Source organism: Flavobacterium sp. WC2416, from assembly GCF_041200095.1.
Lineage (GTDB): Bacteria > Bacteroidota > Bacteroidia > Flavobacteriales > Flavobacteriaceae > Flavobacterium.
This window is the reverse complement of record NZ_CP165626.1, coordinates 3,255,663-3,281,753: the sequence shown is the minus strand read 5'-3', so window position 1 is coordinate 3,281,753 and position 26,091 is coordinate 3,255,663. Positions and strand designations below refer to the sequence as shown.

Here is a 26,091-nt window from a genome sequence, read left to right as displayed (position 1 = left end):
ATAATTTTATCACTATAAAAATTAACGCTATGGATGCAACTTTCACAACAGGAAAGGAACTTCAAAAAATGGATCCCGTTTTTGGACAATTATCATTTGATGATCACGAACAAATTGTATTTTGCAATGACAAAGATACAGGTTTAAAAGCAATTATTGGTATTCATAATTCGGTAATGGGACCTGCTTTAGGTGGGACTCGAATGTTTGATTATGCAAACGAGTGGGAAGCCTTAAATGATGTATTGCGTTTGTCACGTGGTATGACGTATAAAGCGGCTATTACAGGATTGAATATTGGTGGAGGAAAAGCCGTTATTATGGGCGATGCTAAAACCAAGAAAACGCCTGAATTGATGCGTAAATTTGGAGAATTTGTACATTCATTAAGCGGAAGATATATTACTGCTGAGGATGTGGGAATGGAAACTAGAGATATGGACATTGTAAGAGACGTTACTCCTTATGTTACCGGAATATCTGAAGAAAGAGGAGGAGCCGGGAATCCTTCGCCAGTTACTGCTTTTGGAGTATATATGGGAATGAAAGCAGCTGCAAAACATAAATTTGGTTCTGATTCTCTTGCTGGAAAGAAAGTATTGGTTCAAGGGATCGGTCATGTTGGTGAAACATTAGTTGACTATTTAACTAAAGAAGGTGCTATTGTTACTATTGCTGACATCAATGAAGAAAAACTATACGAAGTAGGGACAAAATATAATGCAACTATTTATACAGGAGCTGATTTATATACAGCTGATGTTGATATCTACGCACCTTGTGCTATGGGAGCAACTATTAATGATACTACAGTTAATAAAATCAAAGCAAAAGTAATTGCTGGTGCTGCTAATAATCAATTGGCTAATGAAGATATTCATGGTGCTATTTTACAAGAAAGAGGCATTTTATATGCACCAGATTTCTTGATTAATGCAGGTGGAATTATCAATGTTTATGCTGAACTTGCTCATTATGGTAAAGCTGAAATTATGAGTAAAACAGAAAATATCTACAATACTACTTTGGAGATTTTTGATTATGCTGTTGCAAATAATATCACCACACACCATGCTGCACTTAGAATTGCTCAAAACCGCATTGATCAAAGAAAAATAGAAAACAGTAAAAAATAGGTTTTTAGTACTGTGAATTATTCCGTGTTGCGTTTTTTTTTGATAGTTAATTATCAATTATATAAAAACGGAACACGGAATACTTTTAAAATAAGCAATTATATATTTTATTATAAACAATGAAATACTTATTTTTGCACCCTAATTAATAAAAGTTCTTACAAGGTGGTAAACAGAAGACACATTCGCGTTAAAGTAATGCAATCCATTTATGCGATGCATCAAAACGGTTCTGATAATCTAGAGAAGGAAGAAAAATTTCTTTTTTATAGTATCGATAATATTCAAGATTTATACCTTACCATGATTTCTTCCTTAATGGAAATTGGTAAAAAAGAAGCTGAATTCTTGCATAAATCAAGTCTTAAACATCTTGCAACTCCCCAAGAGCGTAAACCAAACGAAAAATTTATTAAGAATAGTATTTTCCAAATTCTTGCCGAAAACAATTCTTTAAGCATTGCTTTAGAAAATCGCAAAATTGATGCTTGGACTCTTAATGATGATTATATTGTGTTATTACTAAATGCTATAAAAGCGAGTAATCATTATATAACTTATATGGATAATCCTGAAAGTTCTTTTGAAGAGGATCGAAAGCTTATTGTTGATCTGTTTATGGATGTAATTGTACCTAATGAAAAATTGTACGAATATTTAGAAGACGATAAATTGACTTGGATTGATGATATTCCATTAGTAAATACACATATTATTAAGCAATTGAAATCCATGAAGCCTATTATGGACGATAATTTTACTGTTCCTAAGGTATATAAGGATGCTGAAGATAAAGCTTTTGTTAAAGATTTATTTAGAAAAACAGTTTTAAACGAGGTTGAATTAGCTAAAGAATTTGTTGATAAAACACCCAACTGGGATAGTGATCGAATTGCTGAGGTAGATACAATTATTTTAAAAATGGCGATTTGCGAGTTTTTAAAATTCCCTTCCATTCCTGTTAAAGTAACTTTAAATGAATATTTAGAACTGGCGAAAGAGTATTCTACTCCAAAAAGTAGTATTTTTATCAACGGAATTTTGGACAATTTAGTTAAAGAACTAGAAGCCAATAAAAAAATGATTAAAGCCGGTCGCGGTTTAATGTAATAGTAATAAATAAAAAAAGAATTCAAAATTATGGAACAATTAACTCAATTTGCACCGTTTTTATTAATGTTTGTCGTAATCTATTTCTTTATGATTAGACCACAACAAAAAAGAGCTAAAAACGAAAAAGAATTTGAAAGCAGTCTTAAAGTTGGTGATAAAATCATTACAAAAAGTGGTCTTCACGGTAAAGTTTCTGAACTTGCTACAACTACGGTTATTGTAGAGACAATGTCTGGAAAATTAAAAATGGAGCGTTCTGCAATTTCTATGGAAATGAGTGCAGCTTTAGCAAAAAAATAATCTTTATTTTTAAGGTTATAAAAAAGTCCCAATCGAAATTTTCGTTTGGGACTTTTTTAGTTTTATGAAAAGTTTTATTTCTTTTTCTTTTTGTTTTTCTTTGCTTTTTTAGCTTTCGCCTTTGCTTTTTTATCCTTAATTTTCGCTTTGGCCCTAGCTTTTTTCGCTTTGTCTTTTTTCGCTTTCTTGGCCTTTGCTTTTTTCGCTTTCGCTTTTAATTTGGCGACTTCTTTGACAACTAGTTTTTTTATTAGTCCCTTTTCTTTCTGTTTTTCCTTCTTCAGTTTGTCTTTTTCTTTTTTCTTTTCATCCTTAGTTTCGTCAAGAGTAGTTCCTTTTGGCGTTTCACTTGTTTTCTTTTCTGTAATTGCTTTGGGAATAACTTCGGCAACAGGTTTGGCAACTTTGGGTTTTCTGGATTTAGCGGGTGCTTCTTTTTTATTTGTAACTGCTGTTTCTGGAGTGGTTACCTCTTCTTTCTTCTCATCCATAATACTATATTTAGGTTATTAATATTTTGCTTTTATTGGGTTGTAATGAATTTATTAGCAAGGTATTAGTAAATATACTAAATAAAAGAACAAGATAATGTTAAGCTTTTGCCTACAAGTTTAATTTATTCTGGGTAAGAAAAATAAAAGTGGGTATTAAAATAAGAAAAGCCCCATGATTGGGGCTTTTCTTATTTGTATTTATCATTCAAACTAATATTGGCTAGAATCATTGGTGTTATTTTTTCAATTCTCGAAAGTTTTGTGGGCTCTCGTTTTGCTTCTTCAATGTATTCGTGGAATTCCCGTTGTTTGGCTAATGAAAATTTTTGAAAGGCTTCCGCCAATATACTACTGGAATCTATTGCGAGTTGTAATTCTGTCGATACAAGTGTTTCTTTTGCTGTAGCTTTAATTACTTTTCCTTTTTTTTCATTTTCAATTGCTTCCAAGATATAAGTTAATACTTCTTTATCATTAACCTCTTCTTTTGAATTAAAACGCCATTGTCGTAAAGCTTTTGTTATGCCTTCTTGAGCATTTACTAATACTTTTTTTTCATCTTTAAGAAAAACACCATTAAAGAACCAAATTCCAAAATAACTCTTAAATCCACCAATACCAATCACATTTTTATTGTTCAAAACATAAACAGGACCACCCCATTTTGTAGTTTCAATCAATTCAGTTTGGGCAAGAATTTCTTTCAGTAGATGTAACTCTTCTGTCCAGTTATTATTCTTGTCCCAAGTATGTTTTTTTGGTGTGGATGTGTCCAATTATTTTCTCTTTTTAGATAGTTCTAATCCAAAGTTAGGCATTGAAGTTAGTTCAGCGATTTTTACAATTACGTCAACCGCTTTCTGCATGCTTTCAACAGGAACATATTCATATTTTCCATGAAAGTTGTGTCCTCCTGCAAAAATATTAGGACAAGGTAATCCCATATAGGATAATTGACAACCATCAGTTCCCCCACGAATAGGTTTAATCAATGGTTTGATTTCTAGTTCTTTCATTGCTTTTTCGGCAATGTCAACAATATGTTTTACGGGAACCACTTTTTCTTTCATATTGTAATACTGGTCTTTGATCTCAGCAATCACAATGTCTTCCCCAAATTGTTTCGCAAATTTCTTATTGATTTTGCGACTTATTTTTTCAATTTTTTCTTTTCGTTTTTCGAATTTTATCTTGTTATGATCTCTAATGATTAATTCCAAGACAGTTTCCTCAATGCTCCCTGTTAAATGGTGTACATGATAAAAACCCTCATATCCTTTTGTCTCTTGTGGCGTTTCATCAGAAGGCAAAGCATTGATAAAATCATTGGCAATCAACATGGAGTTGATCATTTTTCCTTTGGCATAACCTGGATGCACACTTTTTCCTTTAAAAGTAATTTTGGCTCCAGCCGCATTAAAATTCTCATATTCTAATTCACCTATTTGACTTCCATCCATTGTGTAAGCCCAGTCAGCACCAAATTTATCTACATCAAAATGATGTGCTCCGCGACCAATTTCTTCGTCAGGTGTAAACCCAACTCTAATTTTTCCGTGTTTGATGTCTGGATTTTTGATTAGGAATTCCATTGCAGTTACTATTTCAGTAATTCCCGCTTTATCATCTGCTCCTAAAAGGGTTGTTCCGTCAGTTGTAATTAATGTTTGTCCTTTGTATTGTAATAAATCCTTGAAATAGCTTGGAGATAAAATGATGTTTTGTTCTGCATTTAAAACAATGTCTTTACCGTCATAATTTTTTATGATTTGTGGGTTTACATTGGCTCCAGTAAAATCTGGTGTGGTGTCAAAATGAGAGATAAATCCAATAGTTGGTACCTCATGATCGACATTGCTTGGTAAAGTTGCCATGATATATGCTTTATCATCTATGGTTACTTCTTGCATACCAATTGCTTTTAATTCGGCTACTAATTTATTGGCTAAGTCCCATTGTTTTGCAGTACTTGGAGTTGTGTCTGAACTTGCGTCAGATTCGGTGTCAATCGTTACATAACTAATGAAACGGTCAATGATATGTTGCATAAAAGTATATTTATATATGAGGGACAAATATACAGTTTATTTACAAACTGAATTCGTAAGATGGCTTTGGTCTTTTGTTAATTAGGTATAATAAAGAAAGAGAAGCCTATTTACAATTGTTTTGTTTTTTAGCAGAAGGATAAAATTATACAGTAAAATTAGATTTTATTTAAAGTATGTTTCGTTAAACTTAAAAAGCGTTAAAAAAAACGGATTGACCACTTTTTTTTGTAAATTTAATAGTCGTTAGAATAAACGTATAATATTAAAAATCAAATCATTATGAAAAATTTATTATTATTTATCATCGCTGTGTTATTTTGTTCAGGAGTAGAAGCCCAAGATAATAAAATGCAAAAAGAAAAGATGCATGATGCTAAAATGGCACAAATGAAAGAGTATTTGAAAATGAAGGACGGTAAGGTAATGATGATGAAAGAGGGTAAGATGATGATGATGAATAAAGAGATGACATTGTCTAACGGTACTGTGGTTGCTCCAAATGGAATGATGAAAATGAAAAATGGCCAGTCTATGATGATGAAAAATGGCGAAATGATGAATATGCAAGGCATGATGATGAAAAATTATGTAAAAATGAAAGATGGTAAAATGATGATGATCAAAGAGGGCAATATGATGATGATGGATAAAGAAATGAAAATGTCTAACGGTGCAATGGTCTCTCCAAACGGAATGGTTAAAATGAAAAATGGGAAAACCATGATGATGAAAAATGGGGAGAAAATGGATATGGACGGTATGATGATGGAGAAAATGGAAATGAAAAAAGACAAAAAATAAAACGCTTTGAAGTTCAGTTTTTGATTTTAAAAAAAACTGTTAAAGTGGTAGTTTTTACAACCGAAGCCTATTATTAGGCTTCGGTTTTTTTATTTCATTTAAAACGCTAGCCTATAGAACCCTTTAATTTTAGTTGAATAATAAATTTTAGTTTACAAATATTTATTTATCGACTATATAATTCTATTTTTGCACAACACAACTAAATATACATGTACAAACTTCTTATTCGTCCGCTATTTTTCTTATTTGATCCTGAAAAAATACATTATTTCACTTTCTCGCTGGTTCGCATTACTTCTAAAATTCCTGGTTTTTCGGCAATTTATCGTTCGCTTTATCTGGTAGATGATAAGCGTTTAGAAACCGAAGTTTTTGGATTGAAATTTAAAAACCCAGTAGGTCTTGCCGCTGGTTTTGATAAGGATGCCAAGCTGTATAAAGAGTTGTCGAACTTTGGTTTTGGATTTATAGAAATTGGTACTTTAACACCAAAAGGACAAGATGGAAACCCTAAAAAGCGTTTATTTCGTTTGAAAGAAGATTCGGCAATTATTAACCGAATGGGTTTTAATAATGGAGGAGTTCTGGAAGCAGTAGAACGATTGAAAGCAAATAATGGCGTTTTAATTGGTGGAAACATAGGTAAAAATAAATTGACACCAAATGAAGAAGCGACATCTGATTACGAAATATGTTTTGATGCTTTGTATGATTATGTTGATTATTTTGTAGTGAATGTAAGTTCGCCAAACACACCAAATTTGCGTGCGCTGCAAGATAAAGAGCCATTGACTCAGTTGTTGCAAACACTTCAAAATAAAAATTTGGCTAAACCAAAACAAAAGCCTGTCCTTTTAAAAATTGCTCCTGATTTAACAGATGAACAGTTATTAGATATTATTGATATTGTGGCTGAAACTAAAATTGCGGGTGTAATTGCAACCAATACAACGATCTCACGTGAGGGATTACAATCAGTCAATAAATCCGAAATGGGGGGATTGTCTGGGAAACCATTAACAAAACGTTCGACAGAAGTAATCCGATTTTTATCTGAAAAAAGCAATAAAGCTTTCCCTATTATTGGAGTAGGAGGAATCCATTCTGCTGATGATGCTATAGAAAAACTAGAGGCTGGAGCAAGCTTGATACAGTTGTATACCGGTTTTATTTATGAAGGACCAGCATTAGTAAAAGCGATTAATAAAAAGATTTTGGAACGATTGAAATAATTCGTTTTTCAATATATATAAAAGTCCGTTAGAAAGTTTCTAGCGGACTTTTTTATTTTCTATTAGGAGAGAATTTGTACAATAAGTCCTGTAAGTAGAGCAATTCCGAAACTTAATAAAGTACCTATTAACACATATTCGGTTAATTTTCGGTCTTTGGCCTCTTTCAAATCTCCAAAACGAAAAATAGATTTTGCTGCCAATAAAATGGAATCGCTTAAAAAGGGTTGCGATAATAAAGCTAAAATAAATAAGTGACCTAATATTTAATATTACCAAATTATGTAATATTTATTTATATTACCAAAATACAGAATACGTTAAAGTTCTTAAAATTTAAAAGGCATCATTTAGAAATCCTAATTGTTTTTCTATCTTTGAAACTATATGAAGCAAGTGAAAATTATAGAATGTCCTCGTGATGCTATGCAAGGCATTAAACCTTTTATTCCTACAGATAGGAAGGTAGCTTACTTACAATCTTTATTGCGTGTTGGTTTTGATTCCATTGATTTTGGAAGTTTTGTTTCTCCAAAAGCGATTCCGCAAATGGTAGACACTGCCGAAGTTTTAGCACAACTAGATCTTTCGGAAACCACCAGTAAACTCTTAGCCATAATTGCAAATACAAGAGGTGCTGAAATGGCTTCTATGCATGCTGAAATACAATATTTAGGGTTTCCTTTCTCGATTTCCGAGAATTTTCAAATGAGGAATACACATAAAACTATAGCCGAATCTTTAGTTACACTTACCGAAATTTTAGAAATTGCGGATCAAACCAATAAAGAAGTGGTTGCTTATTTGTCAATGGGATTTGGTAATCCATACGGGGATCCATGGAACGTAGATATAGTGGGAGAGTGGACGGAAAAAATGTCTAACATGGGAGTTAAAATACTATCCCTTTCTGATACTGTGGGTAGTTCTACTCCTGATGTGATTAGCTACTTATTCTCCAATTTAATTCCAAAATATCCTGAGATTGAATTTGGTGCTCATTTGCATACCACTCCTGATAAATGGTTTGAAAAAATTGATGCGGCTTATAAAGCGGGATGTACTCGTTTTGATGGTGCTATTCAAGGTTTTGGTGGTTGCCCAATGGCCAAAGATGATTTAACAGGTAATATGCCAACTGAGAAATTATTATCTTATTTTACTGCTAATAAAGTAGAAACCAACTTGAATCCGTTGAGTTTTGAAAGCGCGTATAATGAAGCGTCCAAGCTATTTGGTAAATTCCATTAATTCATAAATAAAGACACAAAAGTTAATAATAAGTATACATAGAAAGCGTTAATACTATTCTAAATAGATTTACTTTTATATTTATGATTTTTAGAATAAAAAAATACTGCAATCTTACTGTTTTAGTTACAGTATTATTTACTTTTTTTTCGGTTTCTTGCTCCAGTGATTTAGATTTTAATCAAGCGAATAACCTTAAATTAGAACCTGTTATTGTTGCTAATTTAACTTATTTTGATATTTCTGAAAATGGATTTATTGATAATGGAATTGAGCAAAAAGTAGCTTTTGATGCCCAAGATTTTGATGTTTTTCGGGACTCTTTCTTTCGAGATAATTTAAAAAGGGCTGACTTTTTTTTTGAAATCAATAACACTGTAAATAGAATGTTTACAATAAACATTGTGCTTTTAGATGGAAATGACCAGCCACTTTATTTCATTCCTTTTACTGTACCAGCCTATAATGGTACTCCTAATACCATAACTAAAACGGAAGTTTTTGAAAATTTAAATTTGGAGTTACTTAAGAGCACTAAAAGAATGGGCTTTGTAATTGCTATGGCTCCTGGTGCACCATTGGATGGTAGTGGTCAAGGAAGTTTAAAACTACGCTCAAGTGCAACTGTTTATTTTGAAATAAAATGAGGAAAGTATATTTATTAGGCTTACTATTCCTTTCTATTAGTAGTTTTAGTCAAAACAAACAAATTCTATATAATTTTACTTCGGTGCCTCAATCTTTAATGAGTAACCCTGGCGCTGATGTTAAGTACAAATATTATTTTGGAGTTCCTCTGTTATCTGGAATTTCAGCTAATATAGGTTCGTCAGGATTTTCAGCTTATGATTTATTTGCAAATGACGGAGTCGATTTTAATACCAAGTTGCAAAATGTTGTATTGTCTACTTCAAGAAATGATAAAATTGCTTTAAATGAACAAATAGAATTGTTTACTGGAGGTTTTCAAGTGGGTAATTGGGAGAGTAAAGGATATGTTTCTTTTGGAATGTATCAAGAATTCGATTTCTGGTCTTACTTGCCACAAGATTTGGCTACACTTGCCCTGTACGGAAACAAAGATTATATAGGCAAAGTGTTTAATTTGGGAGATCTAAGTGTAAAATCTGAATTGCTTTCAGTATTGCATATTGGTTTCCATAAAAATATAAAGGAGAATCTTATTATTGGAGGAAGAGCCAAATTGTATTCGAGTGCTTTTAATGCAAGGTCTACAAATAACTCGGGATATATTTATACTATTCCTTCAACGACCACTGTTTATGAACAAGTCATTTATTCCGATTTGCAACTCAATACTTCTGGTATTTCTAAATATTTAGAAAAAGGATATCAAGGAGATATTGGTAGTGATATGCAAAAGAAAGCATTATTTGGTGGTGATATGGGATTGGGATTCGATTTAGGATTTACATACTATCCAGAAAAAAACATTCAAGTTACAGCAAGTGTAATTGATGTAGGATTTATAAAACATAGCAAAGATGTTGAAACATTTACATATAAAGGTTCTTATAAATATGAAGGGATAAATCCAAAGTTTGACGGGAATTCTAATCCTAAAAATGTGTTTGAAGAATTTCAAGCGGCCATTCCTCGAGATACACTTTATGCAGGATATACAACTTTGCGTCCAGTTAAATTCAACGCATCGTATCAATATTCATTTAATGATTCAAGAGGAGGAGACTGTAATTGTAGTGGTGAAGAATCGGAATATAAAAACGCAGTAGGTGGTCAAGTGTTTATGATGACTACACCAAGAGCGCCAATAGTTGCTTTGACAGGTTATTACAGACGAAATGTTTTACAAAATTTACAAATGAAGGCAACGTATACTGTAGATACTTTCTCGTATACTAATATTGGTTTAGGACTTTCTGGAAATTTAGGAAAGTTTAATATGTATTTTTTGGCTGATAATCTCTTGGAATATCGGGATCTGGCTAAAGCCAATAGTTTGTCTTTTCAATTCGGATTTAATTTTATTTTTAAAGAAAGTGATGACTAATTAGTATAGTAACAAGGAAGTATTTGATTTTATAATTGCAATACTCTTTCGAAAAAGATCTATGCTAATTTTTAATGATTAAAAATAACTTGAATATTATTCACTAGTTTTTCAAACATTTAATCAAATAATTTGCTATATTTGCACGCAATTCAACTAGAAATTGCAACATGATAGCACACAACTCCAAGATTATCGGCGAAGGTTTAACTTACGATGATGTATTATTAGTTCCTAATTACTCGAATGTGCTTCCTCGCGAAGTGAGTATCCAATCAAAATTTTCAAGAAATATAACGCTAAATGTTCCTATTGTATCCGCAGCTATGGATACCGTTACTGAAAGTGCTATGGCTATTGCTATGGCTCAAGAAGGAGGGATAGGTGTATTACATAAAAACATGACTATCGAGCAGCAAGCAGCTAAAGTTCGTAAAGTGAAACGTGCTGAATCAGGTATGATCATTGATCCAGTAACTTTACCGCTTACTTCTACTGTTGCTGATGCTAAAAATGCGATGAAAGAATACGGTATCGGTGGAATTCCTATTGTAGGGGTAAACCAAATACTTAAAGGAATTGTTACTAATAGAGATTTACGTTTTGAAAAAAACAATGCAAGACCTATCATTGAAGTAATGACAAGCGAAAATTTAATTACTGTTGCCGAAGGGACTTCCCTAGAACAAGCAGAAGTAGTTTTGCAAGGACATAAAATCGAAAAATTACCAGTTGTAAATGACGACTATAAATTAGTAGGTTTAATTACTTTTAGAGATATCACTAAATTAACTCAAAAACCAATTGCGAATAAAGATGTTTACGGGCGTTTGCGTGTAGCAGCTGCTATTGGTGTTACTGGTGATGCAGTAGAAAGAGCGGAAGCTTTAGTAAACGCAGGTGTAGATGCTATTATTATTGATACCGCTCACGGTCATACTCAAGGTGTGGTAAACACGTTGAAACAAGTAAAAACTAAATTTCCTCAAATCGATGTGATTGTAGGAAATATTGCGACTCCAGAAGCGGCTAAATTTTTAGTAGAAAATGGAGCAGATGGAGTAAAAGTAGGAATTGGGCCAGGTTCAATTTGTACTACTCGTATTGTAGCAGGTGTTGGTTTTCCTCAGTTTTCTGCAGTGTTAGAAGTAGCTGCTGCATTAAAAGGAACAGGTGTGCCCGTTATTGCTGATGGAGGGATTCGTTACACAGGAGATATTCCTAAAGCTATCGCTGCAGGTGCTGATTGTGTGATGTTAGGATCACTTCTTGCAGGAACGAAAGAGTCTCCTGGAGAAACTATCATTTTTGAAGGTAGAAAATTCAAATCATATAGAGGAATGGGTTCTGTTGAAGCAATGGAAACCGGTTCTAAAGACCGTTATTTCCAAGATGTAGAAGATGATGTAAAGAAACTAGTTCCAGAAGGAATTGTGGGACGTGTGCCTTACAAAGGGGAACTAAACGAAAGTATGTTACAATTCATTGGAGGTCTTCGTGCCGGAATGGGATACTGTGGTTCAAAAGACATTCCTACCCTGCAAGAAACAGGACGTTTTGTTCGTATTACTGCAAGTGGAATCAATGAAAGTCATCCGCATAATGTAACGATTACAAAAGAAGCTCCAAATTATTCAAGATAATTGGATCAAATAGAAATAATTAAAAAGGCAAAAGTGTTTTCACTTTTGCCTTTTTTTATGCTTACTCTTTAAATAAAGTATTCATCAGTTTGTTGTTTCCTACAATCCATAGAATATCATCTTTTTGTAAAACTATATTGGATTCTGGGTTTAGTATTCGTTGTCCGTTACGTTCAATTCCTACTAGCAAACCATTCGTTCGCTCTCTTAATTTTGATTGACCTACGCTTCGCCCAATAAATTCCTCATTGTTCAGTTCTATTTGTTTTAAAACAAGATTGTTGTCCTGTTTTGCAGGTTCTTTAATCTCATTTCCTTTTAGATAGCTTGAAAATTGTTCGACTTGTTCATCGGTACCAATCACGCAAATTTCATCTCCTGGAAACAAACGTTCTAATTTATTTGGAATTTGAATCGTTAATTCCCCACGCTTTATAAAAGCAATATTAATTCCTAAATCTTCTCTAATATGAAGTTCACGAAGGGTTTTTCCGGCTAAGTTAGATTCTGGAGCAATTTCAAATGTAGACATATGTCCGTCCCAAGGCGTTAAATTGGCATGGCGACGATCTACTTTTTTAGTTTCTCTGTTGTTGAGGTTTTTTAGAAAATGATTTTCAATTTTATGATATTGGGCATGCAGCTGTTTTGGGAAAAAGAAATAGATAGTTATAGAAACAACTAAGGCGAAAAAAGCAATCACAGGGGAGAAAAAGATATTCAATAGAAACCCGATATAAAACAACGCCAATCCCATTCTAAAAAAGATCATCATCAAAATCGGCCCTCTGTATTTGCGTTCTTTATACAATGCATCTACTTGTTCTACTGCCACACGGCGAAGCGATAAAGCCCATAAGAAAGGAGAAATAATAATAATAGTGATTAAGGCTGCTATAGCATTACCAAATTTCGAGTCTTCAACCAATGGCAATACGTAATTAGCCGACAACAGAATAATTGAGGTAATAATTATAGTGTTTAAGACAATCTGCATTAAATAAGCACGTATGGCTATTTGCCACGTACTTACGGAACGAATCGCTTGTGCATTTGTACTGTAACGAGCGATATTTTTCACCCATTTTCTAGGTAATTTTCGCTCTAATATTTCCGAAAATGGAACCGCCATTTTCACCATAAACGGTGTCGTAAAAGTAGTAATCGCTGAAACGGCTACTACAATAGGGTATAAAAAGGAACTGGTCACATTCATCGACATTCCTAAGGTGGCAATAATAAAGGAGAATTCACCTATTTGAGACAAACTCATCCCTGTTTGCACTGCTTGTTTCAACGGTTGACCAGATATCAAAGCACCAATAGTAGAACTAATCGATTGTCCAAAGATGGTAACAAAAGTAAGAATCACTACGGGTATTGCATGTTCATACAAGGTAACGGGATCAATTAACATCCCAACAGACACAAAAAAAATGGCGCCAAATAAATCCTTTACCGGTTTTACTAAATGTTCAATATGTTCCGCTTGCGTCGTTTCGGCAATGATGGATCCCATGATGAATGCTCCTAAGGCTGGAGAAAAACCAACATCTGATGCCAGAATAACCATCATTAAACAAAGGGCAAGGGAGATGATTAATAACATTTCATCCGTTAGTAAATGCTTTGCTTTTTTTAATAAAGAAGGAATAAAAAAGATACCCCCCATAAACCAAGCGGTCAAGAAAAAAACGAGTTTTAAAATGGACATTAACAATTCAGTTCCAGAGAATTTCTGGCTTACCGCAACTGTAGACAGTAAAACCATCATCAAAATGGCAACAATATCTTGAACAATCAAGGATCCAATTACGATTCCGGCAAACTTTTTAGCCTTAACGCCTAGTTCGTCGAAGGTTTTAAGAATAATGGTTGTAGATGAAATCGAGAGAATAACACCCAGGAAAATTGAATCCATTTGACCCCATCCCATCCATTTTCCAGCCAAAAAACCAATCAGCACCATAGTCACAATTTGGGTGACGGCAGTGATGGAGGCGGTACCTCCCACCTTCATTAATTTCTTAAAACTAAACTCCAGTCCAAGGCTAAAAAGTAGAATGATAACGCCAATCTCTGCCCAAACTTCGACACTCTTCACATCTTTCACCGATGGAAAAAAGTCAAAATGAGTTCCCGCCAGAAATCCTGCAATTAAATATCCTAAAACTAATGGTTGTTTGAGTTTCTTAAATATCAAAACGGCAATACCAGCAGTCATCAGGATCAATCCCAAGTCGCTAATAAGTGGTTCTAAATGTGTTGTCGTTTCTGCTATTGTTGCTGCGGCACTCATAATTTATGGTTGTAGCTAATCCAGCTTTCCATTTCAAGCTTTTGGTCAAAAAACTTTTTTATTAGGCAGTTGGCAGGAGTTTCCTTTGGTCACTCTGCCCATTGCCATAAAAATAGTTTTTATCCCGCAAGGCTTTCCATTACAATCTGGGCTAGTATGATTTTTATATTTGTTAATTCGTTTTTAAAAAAGCCACCTCTATAGATGGACTAAAAAAAAGCTATCGTTAAAGATAGCTTTTTTTAAAGTGTATATTTTTAAAATTTAAGCGCAACAAGCACTTTTATCATATTCAAAAAAATAGAAACTAAGAATTTACAATTTTTCTGTTTCCGTTCTAGATTCCTAAGAAATTACTAGGCGTGATTTGCATTAATTCTGCTTTTATTTCTTCCGAAACATCAAGTGTTGCTATAAACCCATGAATTGCTTTCTTGTCAATCGCTTCATTTGTTCTTGTCAATCCTTTCAATGCTTCATACGGATTTGGGTAGGCCTCACGACGCAAAATCGTTTGAATTGCCTCCGCAACTACAGCCCAGTTTTTCTCTAAATCTTCGTGGAATTTAGATTCGTTCAATAGTAATTTATTCAATCCTTTCAATGTGGCTTCAAAGGCAATGATAGTATGTCCTATTGGTACACCTACATTTCTTAAAACCGTACTATCCGTTAAATCACGTTGCAATCTTGACAATGGTAATTTTGCCGAAAGGTGTTCAAAGATGGCATTCGCTATTCCTAAATTTCCTTCTGAGTTTTCAAAATCAATTGGGTTTACTTTATGTGGCATTGCCGATGATCCAATTTCTCCTGCTTTGATTTTTTGCTTGAAATATTCCATAGAAACATAAGTCCAAATATCTCTATCTAAATCGATAATGATGGTGTTGATTCTTTTCAACGCATCAAAAAAGGCAGCAAAATGATCGTAATGTTCAATTTGTGTTGTTGGGAAAGAGTGGTGTAATCCTAAAATATCCTCCACAAATTTCCCTCCAAATTGTTTCCAGTCAATTTGTGGATACGCCACATGATGTGCATTGTAATTCCCAGTTGCACCACCAAATTTAGCTGCAAAAGGAATGTTGAATAACAAACGCATTTGCTCTTCTAGTCGCTCTACAAAAACACCAATTTCTTTACCCAAACGAGTAGGGGAAGCCGGTTGTCCGTGTGTACGTGCTAGCATAGGAATGTCTTTCCATTCTACACTTAAGTCTTTCAACTTTGAAGTTAAAGTAATTAAGGATGGCATGTATACTTTTTCAAACGCTTCCTTTGTAGAAAGTGGAATCGCAGTATTATTGATATCTTGAGAAGTCAACCCAAAGTGGATGAACTCTTTATATTGAGACAAACCTAATTTTTCAAAAGCATCTTTTATAAAGTACTCTACCGCTTTAACATCGTGGTTGGTTACTTTTTCCGTTTCTTTGATCCAAAGTGCATCTTCAGTAGAAAAGTTTTTATAGATGTTACGTAAGCTTTCAAATAAATCTGGGTTTACTCCTTTAAGTTGTGGCAAAGGAATTTCGCACAAAGCAATGAAATACTCGATTTCAACTAATACGCGGTATTTGATTAATGCTTCTTCTGAGAAAAAAGGAGCTAAAGAAAGAGTCTTGTTTCTATATCTTCCGTCGATTGGAGAAATAGCATTCAATTCGTTTAAAGTAGTCATTGTTTTGTTGTTTGTTCGAAAGGCACAAATATAAACCTTTCGTGACAAAATAGAAAACGAATGGTTTTTAAATAAGGTCGATTAGCTTCTTTTTTAATATTTTCATTCCTTCAGAAGCTACTTCTGGAATCACTTCCAGTGGATTTCTCAAATTCGGGATTTTAATGGGTTTTGGATCGATGTAAAAAAGAGGCGTTTCTGGATGTGTAAAATCGATTAATCCTGCGGCAGGATAAACTTGTAATGAGGTACCAATAACAGCAAAATAATCGGCGATTTCAGTAATACGTATCGCCTCTTCCAGTGCGGGAACATCTTCCCCAAACCAAACAATATGAGGTCGCAATTGATTTTGATTGCTATCTAAATCACCAAAATTTAAATCTTCGGTCCAATCCAAAATATAATTTACGTTTTTGGTGCTTCGCACTTTCAATAATTCGCCGTGTAAATGCAATACATTTGTGCTTCCAGCACGTTCGTGTAAATCATCTACGTTTTGAGTAATGATATATACTTCAAATTCATTTTCTAATTCAGCCAGAATTTGATGGCCTAAATTCGGTTGTACTTCTTTGAGTTGTTTTCGTCTTTGGTTATAAAAATCCAGTATTAAGGCAGGATTTTGATACCAGCCTTCGGGTGTGGCTACGTCCATCACATTATGACCTTCCCATAGTCCGTCACTGTCGCGAAATGTTTTAATGCCACTTTCAGCACTAATACCAGCTCCTGTTAAAACCACTAATTTCTTTTTCATAGATTTTTTCCTTCTTCGGATGAATTACTTGTACAAAAATAAATTATTGTGGCTCTGTTTAACCACTGATGTACTGATTTTTTTACCAACTGTAAATAATTGGGACACGGATTGTACGGATTAAGCGGATTTTGACGGATTTTTTAATCTGCGAATCTGTGGTTATTATTCTTCTACTAATAAAATTTTTCTATTTGAGGTTAGTTTTCTCGACACAGTTTTTAAAGAATTAGTTAAATATAAATCTGTGAATTCGTGGCTATTTTTTCTTTTTACTATTTTTGCAAAAAAAACTTCTTCATGATTGATATCGATTACCTTAATTTTCTTGAAAATATCTTGACAGATAACCGCAAAGAGAAATTCCTGAAAGTATTAGAAAACAGAACCAATCATTTTACTATTGCTGTTGAAGATATTTTTCAAATGCACAATACCAGTGCAGTAATGCGCAGTTGTGAAGTTTTTGGAATTCAAGAACTCAATGTTATTGAGCAACGGTACGGGAAAAGTATCGATAAGGAAATTGCGATGGGAGCTCAAAAATGGGTGGATATCAATACCTATGATAGTATAACAGATTGTGTGGATACGTTAAAAAACAAAGGCTACCAAATCATTGCCACGACTCCTCATGACAATGATTGCTTGATGGATGATTTTGATATAACAAAACCCAGTGCCTTATTTTTTGGAACTGAAAGAGACGGACTATCCGAAGAAATTTTAAAACGTGCCGATGGTTTTCTTAAAATTCCTATGGTAGGTTTTACGGAGAGTTTGAATATCTCGGTTTCGGCTTCAATAATCATTCAAAACTTAACCAATAGATTGCGTAATTCCAACATAGATTGGCATCTTTCCGAAGAGGAAATTTTGGTAAAAAGATTGGCTTGGGCCAAAAACTCCATTAAAGATATCAAAAGAATTGAAGCTAGGTATTTTGAGGAAAACCCAATCTAGTATATCAAACACTTAAAAGAGCTTTTAACCGTTAGCTGAGTCATTGCGAGGAACGAAGCAATCGCATCCCGTTTTTCGACAAAGTATGTAATGAGCTTAAGTAAGTAAATAAAGTTTCTTATCATAAACCGCGTTGCAAACGCTACGATTTATTTTCTAATTTAGGCAGGGTCATTACGAGGAACTAAGCAATCTCATCTAGTATATTCGTAGCAAAAGATTTTGATTGTAGATGAGTTTTAGTGGGATAGCTTCGTTGCTCGCTATGATTTTAATTGTGGTGAACTGTTTAGTTTTTGGAATTTTTATTATCGATATTCTTTGTATTTATGGATTGAAAATCCGCGCTATCGTGTTATTAACATTTTGAAATTCATTGTAATCAAATATATATTCTTAAATTGTACTATCCTTACGGGAAACCTCATTCACGTACTTAAATATACAAAACCTCTAGCCCCGATAGCAGTGGAAATCCTCTGGTATTGTGCTAACAAACACCAGAGATTGCAACGAATAGCGGGATTAGCTCCTAAAAAAAAGCCTCAACTACTTTCGTAATTGAGGAATTTAATTTTACAAAGAAATGAAGTTATTATCCGTTTACAATAACCCATTGACCTGAGGCGATTAAGCTTTCAGCTTTTTTGTATTTCATTTCTTGTGTTTGTCCGTTTGCCACGTTTTGAATGGTAACGTTGTCATTACGGTTGATTTTTGGCATATCTCTCACGATAGTCTCTGTAACTTGACGTTGCTGAGTTTGTCCCGCTTCTTGATTGGCCGCTTCACTATTTGGAATTTCGTCTTTACTTAATTTGTAATCTTCTTTTTGACGTACTTCTACTGCTTCTTGAATTTGCTGATTTTGTTGTGCAGGTAAGTCACCTTTGAACAAGAACGAAATTACTTCTTTATTGATACCATTCAACATAGCATTAAATAAGTTGAAGGCTTCAAATTTATAGATAAGCAATGGATCTTTTTGTTCGTGAACGGCTAGTTGAACCGATTGTTTCAATTCGTCCATTTTGCGTAAGTGCTTTTTCCAAGCTTCATCCACAATTGATAAGGTGATGTTTTTCTCGAAATCAGCGACTAATTGCTTTCCTTCTGTTTCATATGCTTTTTTCAAATCAGTTACTACGTTTAGTGATTTCACACCATCCGTAAATGGAACTACGATACGTTCAAACTGATTGTTTTTGTCTTCGTATACTTCCTTGATGATAGGGAAGGCTTCTCTTGCGCTACGGTCTGTTTTTTCGTTGTAATATTTTAAAGCTTCTTTGTATACTTTTCCTGTTAACTCAATATCAGTTAATTTTACGAAATCACTTTCGCTAACTGGAGAAGTTATAGAGAAATAACGAATTAAATCAAACTCGAAATTTTTGAAATCATTAGATGGTTTTGTACCCTGAATGATCAACTCACAAGTGTCATACAACATGTTAGCAATATCCAGTTTTAGACGTTCTCCAAACAAGGCATGACGACGACGCTTGTACACTACTTCACGTTGTGCATTCATTACATCATCATACTCCAATAAACGCTTACGAACACCAAAGTTGTTTTCTTCTACTTTTTTCTGTGCACGCTCGATTGATTTAGTCATCATCGAATGTTGGATTACTTCTCCTTCTTCTAATCCCATTCTGTCCATTACTTTAGCTACTCTTTCAGAACCAAATAAACGCATTAAGTTATCTTCAAGAGAAACATAAAATTGAGAACTTCCCACATCTCCTTGACGACCAGCACGACCTCTTAACTGACGGTCAACACGACGTGAGTCATGACGTTCCGTACCGATGATTGCCAATCCACCAGCGGCTTTCACTTCGGCAGATAATTTAATATCCGTTCCACGACCTGCCATATTGGTTGCAATGGTTACGATACCAGGTTTTCCAGCTTCTTCAACGATTTGTGCTTCTTGCTTGTGCATTTTGGCATTCAATACATTGTGCGCAACCCCTCTCATTTTTAGCATTCTACTCAATAATTCAGAAATATCAACTGAGGTTGTACCAATAAGAACTGGTCTTCCTGCTTGTGATAAGGCAGTTACATCTTCGATTACTGCATTGAATTTTTCACGAGTTGTTTTGTAGATAAAATCTTCTTTGTCAAGTCGAGCCATTGGTCTATTAGTAGGAATTTCTACTACATCCAATTTATATATTTCCCATAATTCTCCTGCTTCTGTAACCGCCGTTCCAGTCATACCCGCTAATTTGCTGTACATTCTGAAATAGTTTTGTAGTGTTACCGTTGCAAAAGTTTGAGTAGCCGCTTCGATTTTCACATTCTCTTTGGCTTCAATCGCTTGGTGTAGTCCGTCAGAGTAACGACGACCATCCATAATACGACCTGTTTGCTCATCTACAATCATGATTTTGTTGTCCATGATTACGTATTCTACATCTTTTTCAAATAAAGAGTACGCTTTTAATAGTTGAGTCAACGTATGAATACGCTCGCTTTTAATAGCAAAATCTTGAAATAATTTTTCTTTTTCTTCTGCTTCAGCGTCTTTGTCTAATTTTTTCTTCTCGATAATTGCAATCTCAGTTCCAATATCTGGAAGAACGAAAAAGTCAGTATCAGTATCTCCTGAAAGGTATTTGATACCATTATCAGTCAATTCAACTTGGTTATTTTTTTCTTCAATTACAAAGTACAATGCTTCATCAATCTTATGCATTTCACGGTTGTTGTCCTGCATGTATTGATTCTCCGTTTTTTGAAGTAGTTGTCTGATTCCTTCTTCACTTAAAAACTTAATCAAAGCTTTGTTTTTAGGTAAACTTCTATAGGCTCTTAAAAGTAAAACACCACCTTCTTTAGTATTTCCTTCTTTAATTAATTTTTTGGCTTCTGATAAAAAGTTGTTGGCCAATTGACGTTGTAAACTTACTAAGTTTTCAATTTTTGGTTTCAACTCATTGAATTCATGACGATCTCCTTGTGGTACTGGACCAGAAATAATCAATGGTGTTCTTGCATCATCAATTAATACAGAATCGACCTCATCGACAATAGCATAATTGTGCTTTCTTTGAACCAAATCATTTGGAGAATGGGTCATGTTATCTCTTAGGTAATCAAAACCAAATTCATTATTAGTTCCGTAAGTGATATCAGCATCATATGCTTTTTTTCTAGCTTCCGTACTTGGTTGGTGATTGTCAATACAATCTACAGTCATACCATGGAATTCAAATAAAGGGGCTTTCCAAGTACTATCACGTTTTGCCAAGTAATCATTCACCGTTACTAAATGCACACCGTTTCCAGTTAAAGCATTTAAGTAAAGAGGTAAGGTTGCTACTAATGTTTTTCCTTCTCCCGTTTGCATTTCGGCAATTTTACCTTCGTGCAATACCATTCCACCAATCAGCTGAACATCATAATGAATCATGTCCCAAGTAATTTCTTTACCTGCGGCATTCCATTTATTTTGCCATACTGCATTTTCTCCAACAATTGAAACGTAAGGCTTAGCTCCAGAGAATTCTCTGTCTTTGGCTGTAGCAGTAACTGTAATTTCTGAATTGTCTTTGAAACGTCTTGCTGTTTCTTTTACTACTGCAAAAGCTTCAGGAAGAATTTCAAGTAATGTTTTCTCCGATAAATCGTAAGCTTCTTTTTCTAAAGCGTCGATAGCTAAATAAAGGTCTTCTTTTTTATCAATGTCTTCAATGCCTTCAACTTCTTGTTTAAGTGTAGCAATTTTACCGTCAATACCTGCACGAGCTTGTTTTAGCTGGTCTTTGAAAAAGTAGGTACGTGCTCTTAATTCATCATGAGATAATGAAATTAAATTGCTTTCGAAAGTTTTTATTTTATTTAAATAAGGTTGTAAAGCTTTTACATCTTTATCAGATTTGTCTCCAACAAAGGCTTTAATAATGCTGTTTATGAAACTCATAATTATATCGTATTTCTAATTTTATTTTATCGTGTAAATTTAACCAAAAAAAAAGCCTCTTTTGAGACTTTTTCTTTTGTTTATTCTTTAATATTCATCCTCATTCCAAAGATAATCTTCGTCAGTAGGGTAATCAGGCCAAATTTCTTCCATTGACTCGTATATCTCGCCTTCATCTTCAATAGACTGTAGGTTTTCTACTACTTCTAAAGGAGCACCAGCACGTATAGCGTAATCAATAAGTTCATCCTTGTTAGCAGGCCACGGCGCATCACTAAGATAGGATGCTAATTCTAATGTCCAATACATCTTTTGTCGATTTAGTTTTGTGCAAAAATAATTTTTTTACTGAAAAAGACAAGTAAAAAATCATTTATTTTATAAAAAAGTTAAGAACGTGTTTTTTAGTTTAAAGTTTCAGTCTTAAAGTTTTAAGTTTTTGACCAGAAATTTACTTCCTTGGAATCCATTTAACTTCCTCGGCGTTCAAATCTAGAGACAACTTTCGTGCCAACACAAAAAGGTAGTCAGAAAGTCGGTTGAGGTACTTAATTGCGATATCAGCGACAGGCTCATTATGGCTTAAATGCACTGCCAAGCGTTCTGCGCGACGGCAAACACAGCGGGCTATATGACAATATGACACTGTAGTATGTCCTCCAGGCAATACAAAATGAGTCATTTGTGGAAGCGCTTCTTCCATGCTGTCAATTTCATTTTCTAATAATTCGATATCACTCTCCACGATTCCTAATTTTTGTAATCGCAGTTCTCCGTTTTTCATTATCTCTTTTTCTTGTGGTGTGGCGAGAATCGCACCCACAGTAAACAAACGATCTTGAATTTCGGCTAATATTTCTTTATAATGAATGTTCATTTCTTGGTCACGAACAAGTCCTATATGAGAGTTTAATTCGTCTACAGTTCCGTAACTTTCAATTCTAATATGATCTTTTGGGACTCTAGTTCCTCCAAAGAGGGCTGTAGTTCCTTTATCACCAGTTTTAGTATATACTTTCATTTTGAGGATATTTGTTTATTCGTGGATTCGTTTCGTTTTTTGTAAAAAACAAAATTACTGTATTAATTCGAGTACTGCATTAACATATCTGGTCAATGCACCTTGAGATAAATTGAAATACAAATCAGGTTCAATACATTCTACTTCCATAAGATGCAATTCGTTTTCAATGATAATTCCGTCTACGCGAGAATACAATAAATTATTAGGAAAAGTATTTACTATTTTTTGCGCTTTTTCGATTAGCTCTTGCGATGGTTCAATCAATTTGTATTTTCCACCAAACTGAACTTGAATTCTAAAATCACCATCTACAGGTTTTTTATTAACTGCATGCGAGAATTTTTTATTGAAAAAGATAAAGGAAGTTTCGCCCAAAGTTTGGATTTCAGGCATGAATTCTTGCAGTAGCAATTCTTTTTCGGAAGCAATGGCTTTGTATTGCGTATTGATTTTTTCAATATCCTTCAGTTCAAAAACTTCAGTTTGATAAGATCCAGCAGAAAAAGCAGGTTTCAATACCATTTTTTTCCAATGTGTAGGAATTATTTTGGAAAGATTTAAATCCTTTGTTTTTTCTAAGAAAACAGTGGGCAGGATTATAATCCCTTTCTTTTCCATTTCACGCAAATAGAACTTGTGCTTGTTGTTTTTTATGATATCAATTGAATTGAGGGTTTTGATTCCCAATTGTTCAATATGGTCTAACCAATTGTTGAATGCGGTTTCTTTCTCGAAATAATCCCAAGTATTACGGAAAATTAAATAATCAAAATCACTCCATTGAATGCTTTTATCATCCCAAATAGCAGCGGTAGCAGTAATGTTGTGTTTGGCTAATTCGGGTAATAATAATTGGTCTTCGGGGTTTAATTCAGGAAGTTTTTCACAAGTCAATATGCCAATTTTCATTTTGTTTTATGGGTTTTATATCATTCGAATGTGGTGCGCGACTGACTTAATAAATACTTTATTTTGTAGTGTCACTTTCTACCATTCCATCTCGCAACCTAATGATGCGATGAGCATATTCAGCAATTTCCTCTTCGTGAGTAACTAAGATGACAGTGTTACCATTAGCATGAATCTCATTAAAAAGCTTCATGATTTCTAATGATGTTTTACTGTCTAAGTTTCCTGTAGGTTCATCAGCAAGTATTATCGAAGGGCTATTTACCAATGCTCTAGCAACCGCTACACGCTGTCTTTGTCCACCAGAAAGTTGGTTGGGATGGTGATCCATTCTATCTGATAATCCAACTTGAGTCAATACTTCTTGTGCTCTAGCTCTTCTATCTGTTTTTGAAAACCCTGCATAAATCATGGGTAAAGCCACATTGTCTAGAGCTGTTGTTCTAGGCAAAAGGTTAAAAGTTTGAAAGACAAAGCCAATCTCTTTATTGCGAATTTCGGCTAATTCATCGTCTTTCATTTTACTAACATCTTTACCGTTAAGAATATAATTTCCAGACGTTGGTGTGTCTAAGCAGCCTAAAAGATTCATTAAGGTCGATTTTCCAGAACCCGAAGGTCCCATAAGTGCAACGTATTCTCCTTTATTAATTTGTAAATCTATGCCTTTTAAAACATTTACAATTTCTTCTCCAAGTACAAAATCTCTTTTGATATTGGTTATTTTTATTAATGGGTTTGCCATTGCTGTCTACTATTGATGAATTATGGTTTCTAGGTTTTAAAAGTACAAAAGACTTTCGAATTAAATATAAGTTGTCCAAAATACATTTTTGTTACAAAATAAGTTAGATATAATATGAGGAAGTTGCAATCAGTAGTTTTTTGTTTTTCGAAAGAAATACTATCATAAAACACTAAGGAAAAAGTGTTATATAATTTTGTGTCATTGTTATGTAATTCACACTTTTTTTAAAATTTATCACAATTTTATTAATTATTTACAACATTCACATATTTGTATTGAATATAATGCAAAGGTAGGTACATTTGTTGAGTAATAATTAATAAATCAGAAATTATGAAAAGTAGAAATTTAGTATTAGGAATGGCGGTTATCGCACTAGGGTTTACATCTTGTAAAGATGAGAAGAAAGAAGCAGCAGAAAAAACAGTTGATACCTATGTTGTTTATGTTGATTCATTAGGTAATGTTGCAAAAGAAGATGCTAAAGCAAACTGGCAAGCTATTGAAGCAACTTATGAATTAAAAAGTAGTCAAGCAGAAACTGCGTTGTCAGATCTTAAAGAAGATATGAAAGCGAAAGAAAAAATAGAAGCTAGTAAAGCTAAATATGAAGCATTGAAAGCAATGATGATGGCTGATATGGAAGCTTCAAAGCCAAATCCTAAACAACAAATGAGAAATGCTTTGTTTGGTGAAGGAAAAGTAGGAACAGATATGAATTTTGATTGGGTAAATGCAGGAAATATTCACAGTGTGTACCAACAATTTGTTCATACAGTTGAAGATAATAAAGATAGCTATTCTCGAGAAGATTGGGATGAAATCAAATTGATGTATGAAGCATTAGACAGTAGAAAAAATACAGTAGAAAAAGAAGGTCTTTCATCTGAAGATAATAGAAAAATTGCTGGTTTAAAATTGAAATTTGCACCAATGTATACTTTAAATAGGATGGGAGCAAAATCAGAAGAAATGGAAAAAGCTAAACAATAATAATTGGTTATTTTTGTTAAAAAAAGACAGTCAGAAATGGCTGTCTTTTTTGTTTCTTAATTTTTTCTCTAGTAAGGTCTCTAGTTTGTTATTTTATAGATTGCCATAATGTCTTTTAATATTTCATCAAAATTGATATTAAGATCTATTAATTTTCCAGTATGAATATCAAATATCCAACCATACACTTTTAGATTTCGTTCTCTGTTTGCTTTTTGCACTTCGGCCGTTTTGATGACGTTGATGCATTGTTCTTGTACATTTAACTCCACTAAACGTTTGTATTTTTCTTCTTCATTAGTGATAGCTTCTAATTCTTTTCTATGTATTCGATAGACATCACGAATATTTCGAAGCCAAGGGTTTAAAATTCCTAAGTCAGACTGTTGCATCGCAGCATGTACTCCTCCGCAACCGTAATGACCACAAACAACAATATGATTTACTTTGAGATGCATGACTGCATAATTAATTACTGACATCGAATTAAGATCAGTATTGGGAACCATATTCGCAATGTTGCGATGTACAAAGACATCTCCTGGTTGCAGTCCCATAAGTTCTTCTGCAGAAACACGACTATCTGAGCAGCCAATGTATAAGAATTCAGGAGATTGTCCTGCACCAAGTTTGTCAAAATAATTTTCGTCTGTTTGAAGTTGTTTAGCAATCCACTTGCTATTGTTTTCGAAAATTTGTTTTATATCCATAAATT

At 33.8% G+C, this 26,091-nt stretch carries 23 protein-coding genes and 1 pseudogene; 11 read left to right on the top strand and 13 right to left on the bottom strand.

Annotated features, from left to right (window positions below; genetic code table 11):
• Nucleotides 1–29: 29 nt before the first annotated feature.
• The 3 genes from AB3G39_RS13790 (at nt 30) to yajC (ending at nt 2,549) form a co-directional block, all read left to right on the top strand.
• Nucleotides 30–1,136, top strand: coding sequence for a Glu/Leu/Phe/Val dehydrogenase (locus tag AB3G39_RS13790; protein ID WP_369765487.1), 1,107 nt, complete (start codon nt 30–32; stop codon nt 1,134–1,136).
• A gap of 198 nt (nt 1,137–1,334) precedes the next feature.
• Nucleotides 1,335–2,246, top strand: coding sequence for a transcription antitermination factor NusB (nusB, locus tag AB3G39_RS13785; RefSeq protein WP_367757917.1), 912 nt, complete (start codon nt 1,335–1,337; stop codon nt 2,244–2,246).
• A gap of 30 nt (nt 2,247–2,276) precedes the next feature.
• Entirely contained in the window at nt 2,277–2,549 is a 273-nt protein-coding gene (gene yajC, locus AB3G39_RS13780) for a preprotein translocase subunit YajC (RefSeq protein ID WP_367768308.1), read from the top strand.
• Nucleotides 2,550–2,623: 74 nt separating this feature from the next.
• On the opposite strand, the gene AB3G39_RS13775 is transcribed toward yajC, so the two are convergent.
• From AB3G39_RS13775 to pepT, 3 genes are all read right to left on the bottom strand, one after another.
• Nucleotides 2,624–3,040: a hypothetical protein gene (locus AB3G39_RS13775; RefSeq protein ID WP_367768310.1), complete on the bottom strand. Its 417-nt coding sequence runs from the start codon at nt 3,038–3,040 to the stop codon at nt 2,624–2,626.
• Nucleotides 3,041–3,231: 191 nt separating this feature from the next.
• Entirely contained in the window at nt 3,232–3,819 is a 588-nt protein-coding gene (locus AB3G39_RS13770) for a YdeI family protein (protein WP_367768312.1), read from the bottom strand.
• A complete protein-coding gene (pepT, locus tag AB3G39_RS13765; protein WP_369765486.1) occupies nt 3,820–5,091 on the bottom strand; it encodes a peptidase T in 1,272 nt (423 codons plus the stop codon).
• A 282-nt stretch (nt 5,092–5,373) separates the two neighbouring features.
• Between pepT and AB3G39_RS13760 the strand changes: the two genes are divergently transcribed.
• Both AB3G39_RS13760 and AB3G39_RS13755 read left to right on the top strand, forming a co-directional pair.
• The gene (locus tag AB3G39_RS13760; protein ID WP_369765485.1) at nt 5,374–5,895 is read left to right on the top strand and encodes a DUF6799 domain-containing protein; all 522 of its coding nucleotides are present in this window, start codon (nt 5,374–5,376) and stop codon (nt 5,893–5,895) included.
• Between the two features lie 212 nt (nt 5,896–6,107).
• Nucleotides 6,108–7,130 carry a quinone-dependent dihydroorotate dehydrogenase gene (locus AB3G39_RS13755; protein WP_369765484.1) on the top strand — a complete coding sequence of 341 codons (1,023 nt, stop codon included), beginning with the start codon at nt 6,108–6,110 and terminating at the stop codon, nt 7,128–7,130.
• Nucleotides 7,131–7,192: 62 nt separating this feature from the next.
• Here AB3G39_RS13755 and AB3G39_RS13750 read toward each other — a convergent pair.
• A pseudogene (locus tag AB3G39_RS13750) lies at nt 7,193–7,339 on the bottom strand (DUF3307 domain-containing protein); the annotation flags it as partial.
• Between the two features lie 178 nt (nt 7,340–7,517).
• On the opposite strand from AB3G39_RS13750, the gene AB3G39_RS13745 reads away from it, so the two are divergent.
• From AB3G39_RS13745 to guaB, 4 genes are all read left to right on the top strand, one after another.
• Nucleotides 7,518–8,381 (top strand): hydroxymethylglutaryl-CoA lyase, encoded by an 864-nt coding sequence (locus tag AB3G39_RS13745; RefSeq protein WP_369753391.1) that lies wholly within the window; start codon nt 7,518–7,520, stop codon nt 8,379–8,381.
• A gap of 83 nt (nt 8,382–8,464) precedes the next feature.
• Entirely contained in the window at nt 8,465–9,028 is a 564-nt protein-coding gene (locus AB3G39_RS13740) for a hypothetical protein (protein WP_367768325.1), read from the top strand.
• Nucleotides 9,025–10,413: a DUF5723 family protein gene (locus tag AB3G39_RS13735; protein ID WP_369765483.1), complete on the top strand. Its 1,389-nt coding sequence runs from the start codon at nt 9,025–9,027 to the stop codon at nt 10,411–10,413. Before AB3G39_RS13740 ends, AB3G39_RS13735 begins: the two co-directional genes overlap by 4 nt.
• 170 nt (nt 10,414–10,583) lie before the next feature.
• A complete protein-coding gene (guaB, locus tag AB3G39_RS13730) occupies nt 10,584–12,056 on the top strand; it encodes an IMP dehydrogenase (protein ID WP_367751871.1) in 1,473 nt (490 codons plus the stop codon).
• Nucleotides 12,057–12,117: 61 nt separating this feature from the next.
• Here guaB and AB3G39_RS13725 read toward each other — a convergent pair whose 3' ends face one another.
• The 3 genes from AB3G39_RS13725 to AB3G39_RS13715 form a co-directional block, all read right to left on the bottom strand.
• Nucleotides 12,118–14,355, bottom strand: a complete 2,238-nt coding sequence (locus AB3G39_RS13725; RefSeq protein ID WP_369753394.1) for a cation:proton antiporter — start codon at nt 14,353–14,355, stop codon at nt 12,118–12,120.
• Nucleotides 14,356–14,692: 337 nt separating this feature from the next.
• On the bottom strand, nt 14,693–16,039 hold the full coding sequence (gene purB / locus AB3G39_RS13720) for an adenylosuccinate lyase (RefSeq protein WP_367751875.1): 1,347 nt from the start codon (nt 16,037–16,039) through the stop codon (nt 14,693–14,695).
• 67 nt (nt 16,040–16,106) lie between these two features.
• Entirely contained in the window at nt 16,107–16,799 is a 693-nt protein-coding gene (locus AB3G39_RS13715) for an NAD-dependent deacylase (RefSeq protein ID WP_369765480.1), read from the bottom strand.
• Between the two features lie 300 nt (nt 16,800–17,099).
• On the opposite strand from AB3G39_RS13715, the gene AB3G39_RS13710 reads away from it, so the two are divergent.
• On the top strand, nt 17,100–17,762 hold the full coding sequence (locus AB3G39_RS13710) for a TrmH family RNA methyltransferase (protein ID WP_369765478.1): 663 nt from the start codon (nt 17,100–17,102) through the stop codon (nt 17,760–17,762).
• Nucleotides 17,763–18,357: 595 nt separating this feature from the next.
• Here AB3G39_RS13710 and secA read toward each other — a convergent pair.
• The 5 genes from secA to AB3G39_RS13685 all read right to left on the bottom strand — a co-directional run bounded on the left by secA (nt 18,358) and on the right by AB3G39_RS13685 (nt 24,380).
• The gene (secA, locus tag AB3G39_RS13705) at nt 18,358–21,702 is read right to left on the bottom strand and encodes a preprotein translocase subunit SecA (protein ID WP_369765477.1); all 3,345 of its coding nucleotides are present in this window, start codon (nt 21,700–21,702) and stop codon (nt 18,358–18,360) included.
• An 87-nt stretch (nt 21,703–21,789) separates the two neighbouring features.
• On the bottom strand, nt 21,790–22,011 hold the full coding sequence (locus tag AB3G39_RS13700) for a DUF2795 domain-containing protein (protein ID WP_007138072.1): 222 nt from the start codon (nt 22,009–22,011) through the stop codon (nt 21,790–21,792).
• Nucleotides 22,012–22,153: 142 nt separating this feature from the next.
• Nucleotides 22,154–22,723 carry a cob(I)yrinic acid a,c-diamide adenosyltransferase gene (locus AB3G39_RS13695; protein WP_369769439.1) on the bottom strand — a complete coding sequence of 190 codons (570 nt, stop codon included), beginning with the start codon at nt 22,721–22,723 and terminating at the stop codon, nt 22,154–22,156.
• Between the two features lie 54 nt (nt 22,724–22,777).
• Nucleotides 22,778–23,635: a RimK family alpha-L-glutamate ligase gene (locus AB3G39_RS13690; RefSeq protein ID WP_369769438.1), complete on the bottom strand. Its 858-nt coding sequence runs from the start codon at nt 23,633–23,635 to the stop codon at nt 22,778–22,780.
• A 58-nt stretch (nt 23,636–23,693) separates the two neighbouring features.
• Entirely contained in the window at nt 23,694–24,380 is a 687-nt protein-coding gene (locus tag AB3G39_RS13685) for an ABC transporter ATP-binding protein (RefSeq protein WP_367751893.1), read from the bottom strand.
• Nucleotides 24,381–24,716: 336 nt separating this feature from the next.
• On the opposite strand from AB3G39_RS13685, the gene AB3G39_RS13680 reads away from it, so the two are divergent.
• The gene (locus AB3G39_RS13680) at nt 24,717–25,376 is read left to right on the top strand and encodes a DUF6565 domain-containing protein (RefSeq protein ID WP_367751895.1); all 660 of its coding nucleotides are present in this window, start codon (nt 24,717–24,719) and stop codon (nt 25,374–25,376) included.
• A gap of 80 nt (nt 25,377–25,456) precedes the next feature.
• On the opposite strand, the gene AB3G39_RS13675 is transcribed toward AB3G39_RS13680, so the two are convergent.
• Nucleotides 25,457–26,086 carry a carbonic anhydrase gene (locus AB3G39_RS13675; protein ID WP_369769437.1) on the bottom strand — a complete coding sequence of 210 codons (630 nt, stop codon included), beginning with the start codon at nt 26,084–26,086 and terminating at the stop codon, nt 25,457–25,459.
• Nucleotides 26,087–26,091: the final 5 nt, after the last annotated feature.

Excerpts from the sequence above, each read along its gene's own strand:
- AB3G39_RS13790 (WP_369765487.1), top strand. The coding sequence starts at position 30 with ATGGATGCAACTTTCACAACAGGAAAGGAACTTCAAAAAATGGATCCC.
- nusB (WP_367757917.1), top strand. The coding sequence starts at position 1,335 with ATGCAATCCATTTATGCGATGCATCAAAACGGTTCTGATAATCTAGAG.
- yajC (WP_367768308.1), top strand. The coding sequence starts at position 2,277 with ATGGAACAATTAACTCAATTTGCACCGTTTTTATTAATGTTTGTCGTA.
- AB3G39_RS13775 (WP_367768310.1), bottom strand. The coding sequence starts at position 3,040 with ATGGATGAGAAGAAAGAAGAGGTAACCACTCCAGAAACAGCAGTTACA.
- pepT (WP_369765486.1), bottom strand. The coding sequence starts at position 5,091 with ATGCAACATATCATTGACCGTTTCATTAGTTATGTAACGATTGACACC.
- AB3G39_RS13760 (WP_369765485.1), top strand. The coding sequence starts at position 5,374 with ATGAAAAATTTATTATTATTTATCATCGCTGTGTTATTTTGTTCAGGA.
- AB3G39_RS13755 (WP_369765484.1), top strand. The coding sequence starts at position 6,108 with ATGTACAAACTTCTTATTCGTCCGCTATTTTTCTTATTTGATCCTGAA.
- AB3G39_RS13745 (WP_369753391.1), top strand. The coding sequence starts at position 7,518 with ATGAAGCAAGTGAAAATTATAGAATGTCCTCGTGATGCTATGCAAGGC.
- AB3G39_RS13740 (WP_367768325.1), top strand. The coding sequence starts at position 8,465 with ATGATTTTTAGAATAAAAAAATACTGCAATCTTACTGTTTTAGTTACA.
- AB3G39_RS13735 (WP_369765483.1), top strand. The coding sequence starts at position 9,025 with ATGAGGAAAGTATATTTATTAGGCTTACTATTCCTTTCTATTAGTAGT.
- guaB (WP_367751871.1), top strand. The coding sequence starts at position 10,584 with ATGATAGCACACAACTCCAAGATTATCGGCGAAGGTTTAACTTACGAT.
- AB3G39_RS13725 (WP_369753394.1), bottom strand. The coding sequence starts at position 14,355 with ATGAGTGCCGCAGCAACAATAGCAGAAACGACAACACATTTAGAACCA.
- purB (WP_367751875.1), bottom strand. The coding sequence starts at position 16,039 with ATGACTACTTTAAACGAATTGAATGCTATTTCTCCAATCGACGGAAGA.
- AB3G39_RS13715 (WP_369765480.1), bottom strand. The coding sequence starts at position 16,799 with ATGAAAAAGAAATTAGTGGTTTTAACAGGAGCTGGTATTAGTGCTGAA.
- AB3G39_RS13710 (WP_369765478.1), top strand. The coding sequence starts at position 17,100 with ATGATTGATATCGATTACCTTAATTTTCTTGAAAATATCTTGACAGAT.
- secA (WP_369765477.1), bottom strand. The coding sequence starts at position 21,702 with ATGAGTTTCATAAACAGCATTATTAAAGCCTTTGTTGGAGACAAATCT.
- AB3G39_RS13700 (WP_007138072.1), bottom strand. The coding sequence starts at position 22,011 with ATGTATTGGACATTAGAATTAGCATCCTATCTTAGTGATGCGCCGTGG.
- AB3G39_RS13695 (WP_369769439.1), bottom strand. The coding sequence starts at position 22,723 with ATGAAAGTATATACTAAAACTGGTGATAAAGGAACTACAGCCCTCTTT.
- AB3G39_RS13690 (WP_369769438.1), bottom strand. The coding sequence starts at position 23,635 with ATGAAAATTGGCATATTGACTTGTGAAAAACTTCCTGAATTAAACCCC.
- AB3G39_RS13685 (WP_367751893.1), bottom strand. The coding sequence starts at position 24,380 with ATGGCAAACCCATTAATAAAAATAACCAATATCAAAAGAGATTTTGTA.
- AB3G39_RS13680 (WP_367751895.1), top strand. The coding sequence starts at position 24,717 with ATGAAAAGTAGAAATTTAGTATTAGGAATGGCGGTTATCGCACTAGGG.
- AB3G39_RS13675 (WP_369769437.1), bottom strand. The coding sequence starts at position 26,086 with ATGGATATAAAACAAATTTTCGAAAACAATAGCAAGTGGATTGCTAAA.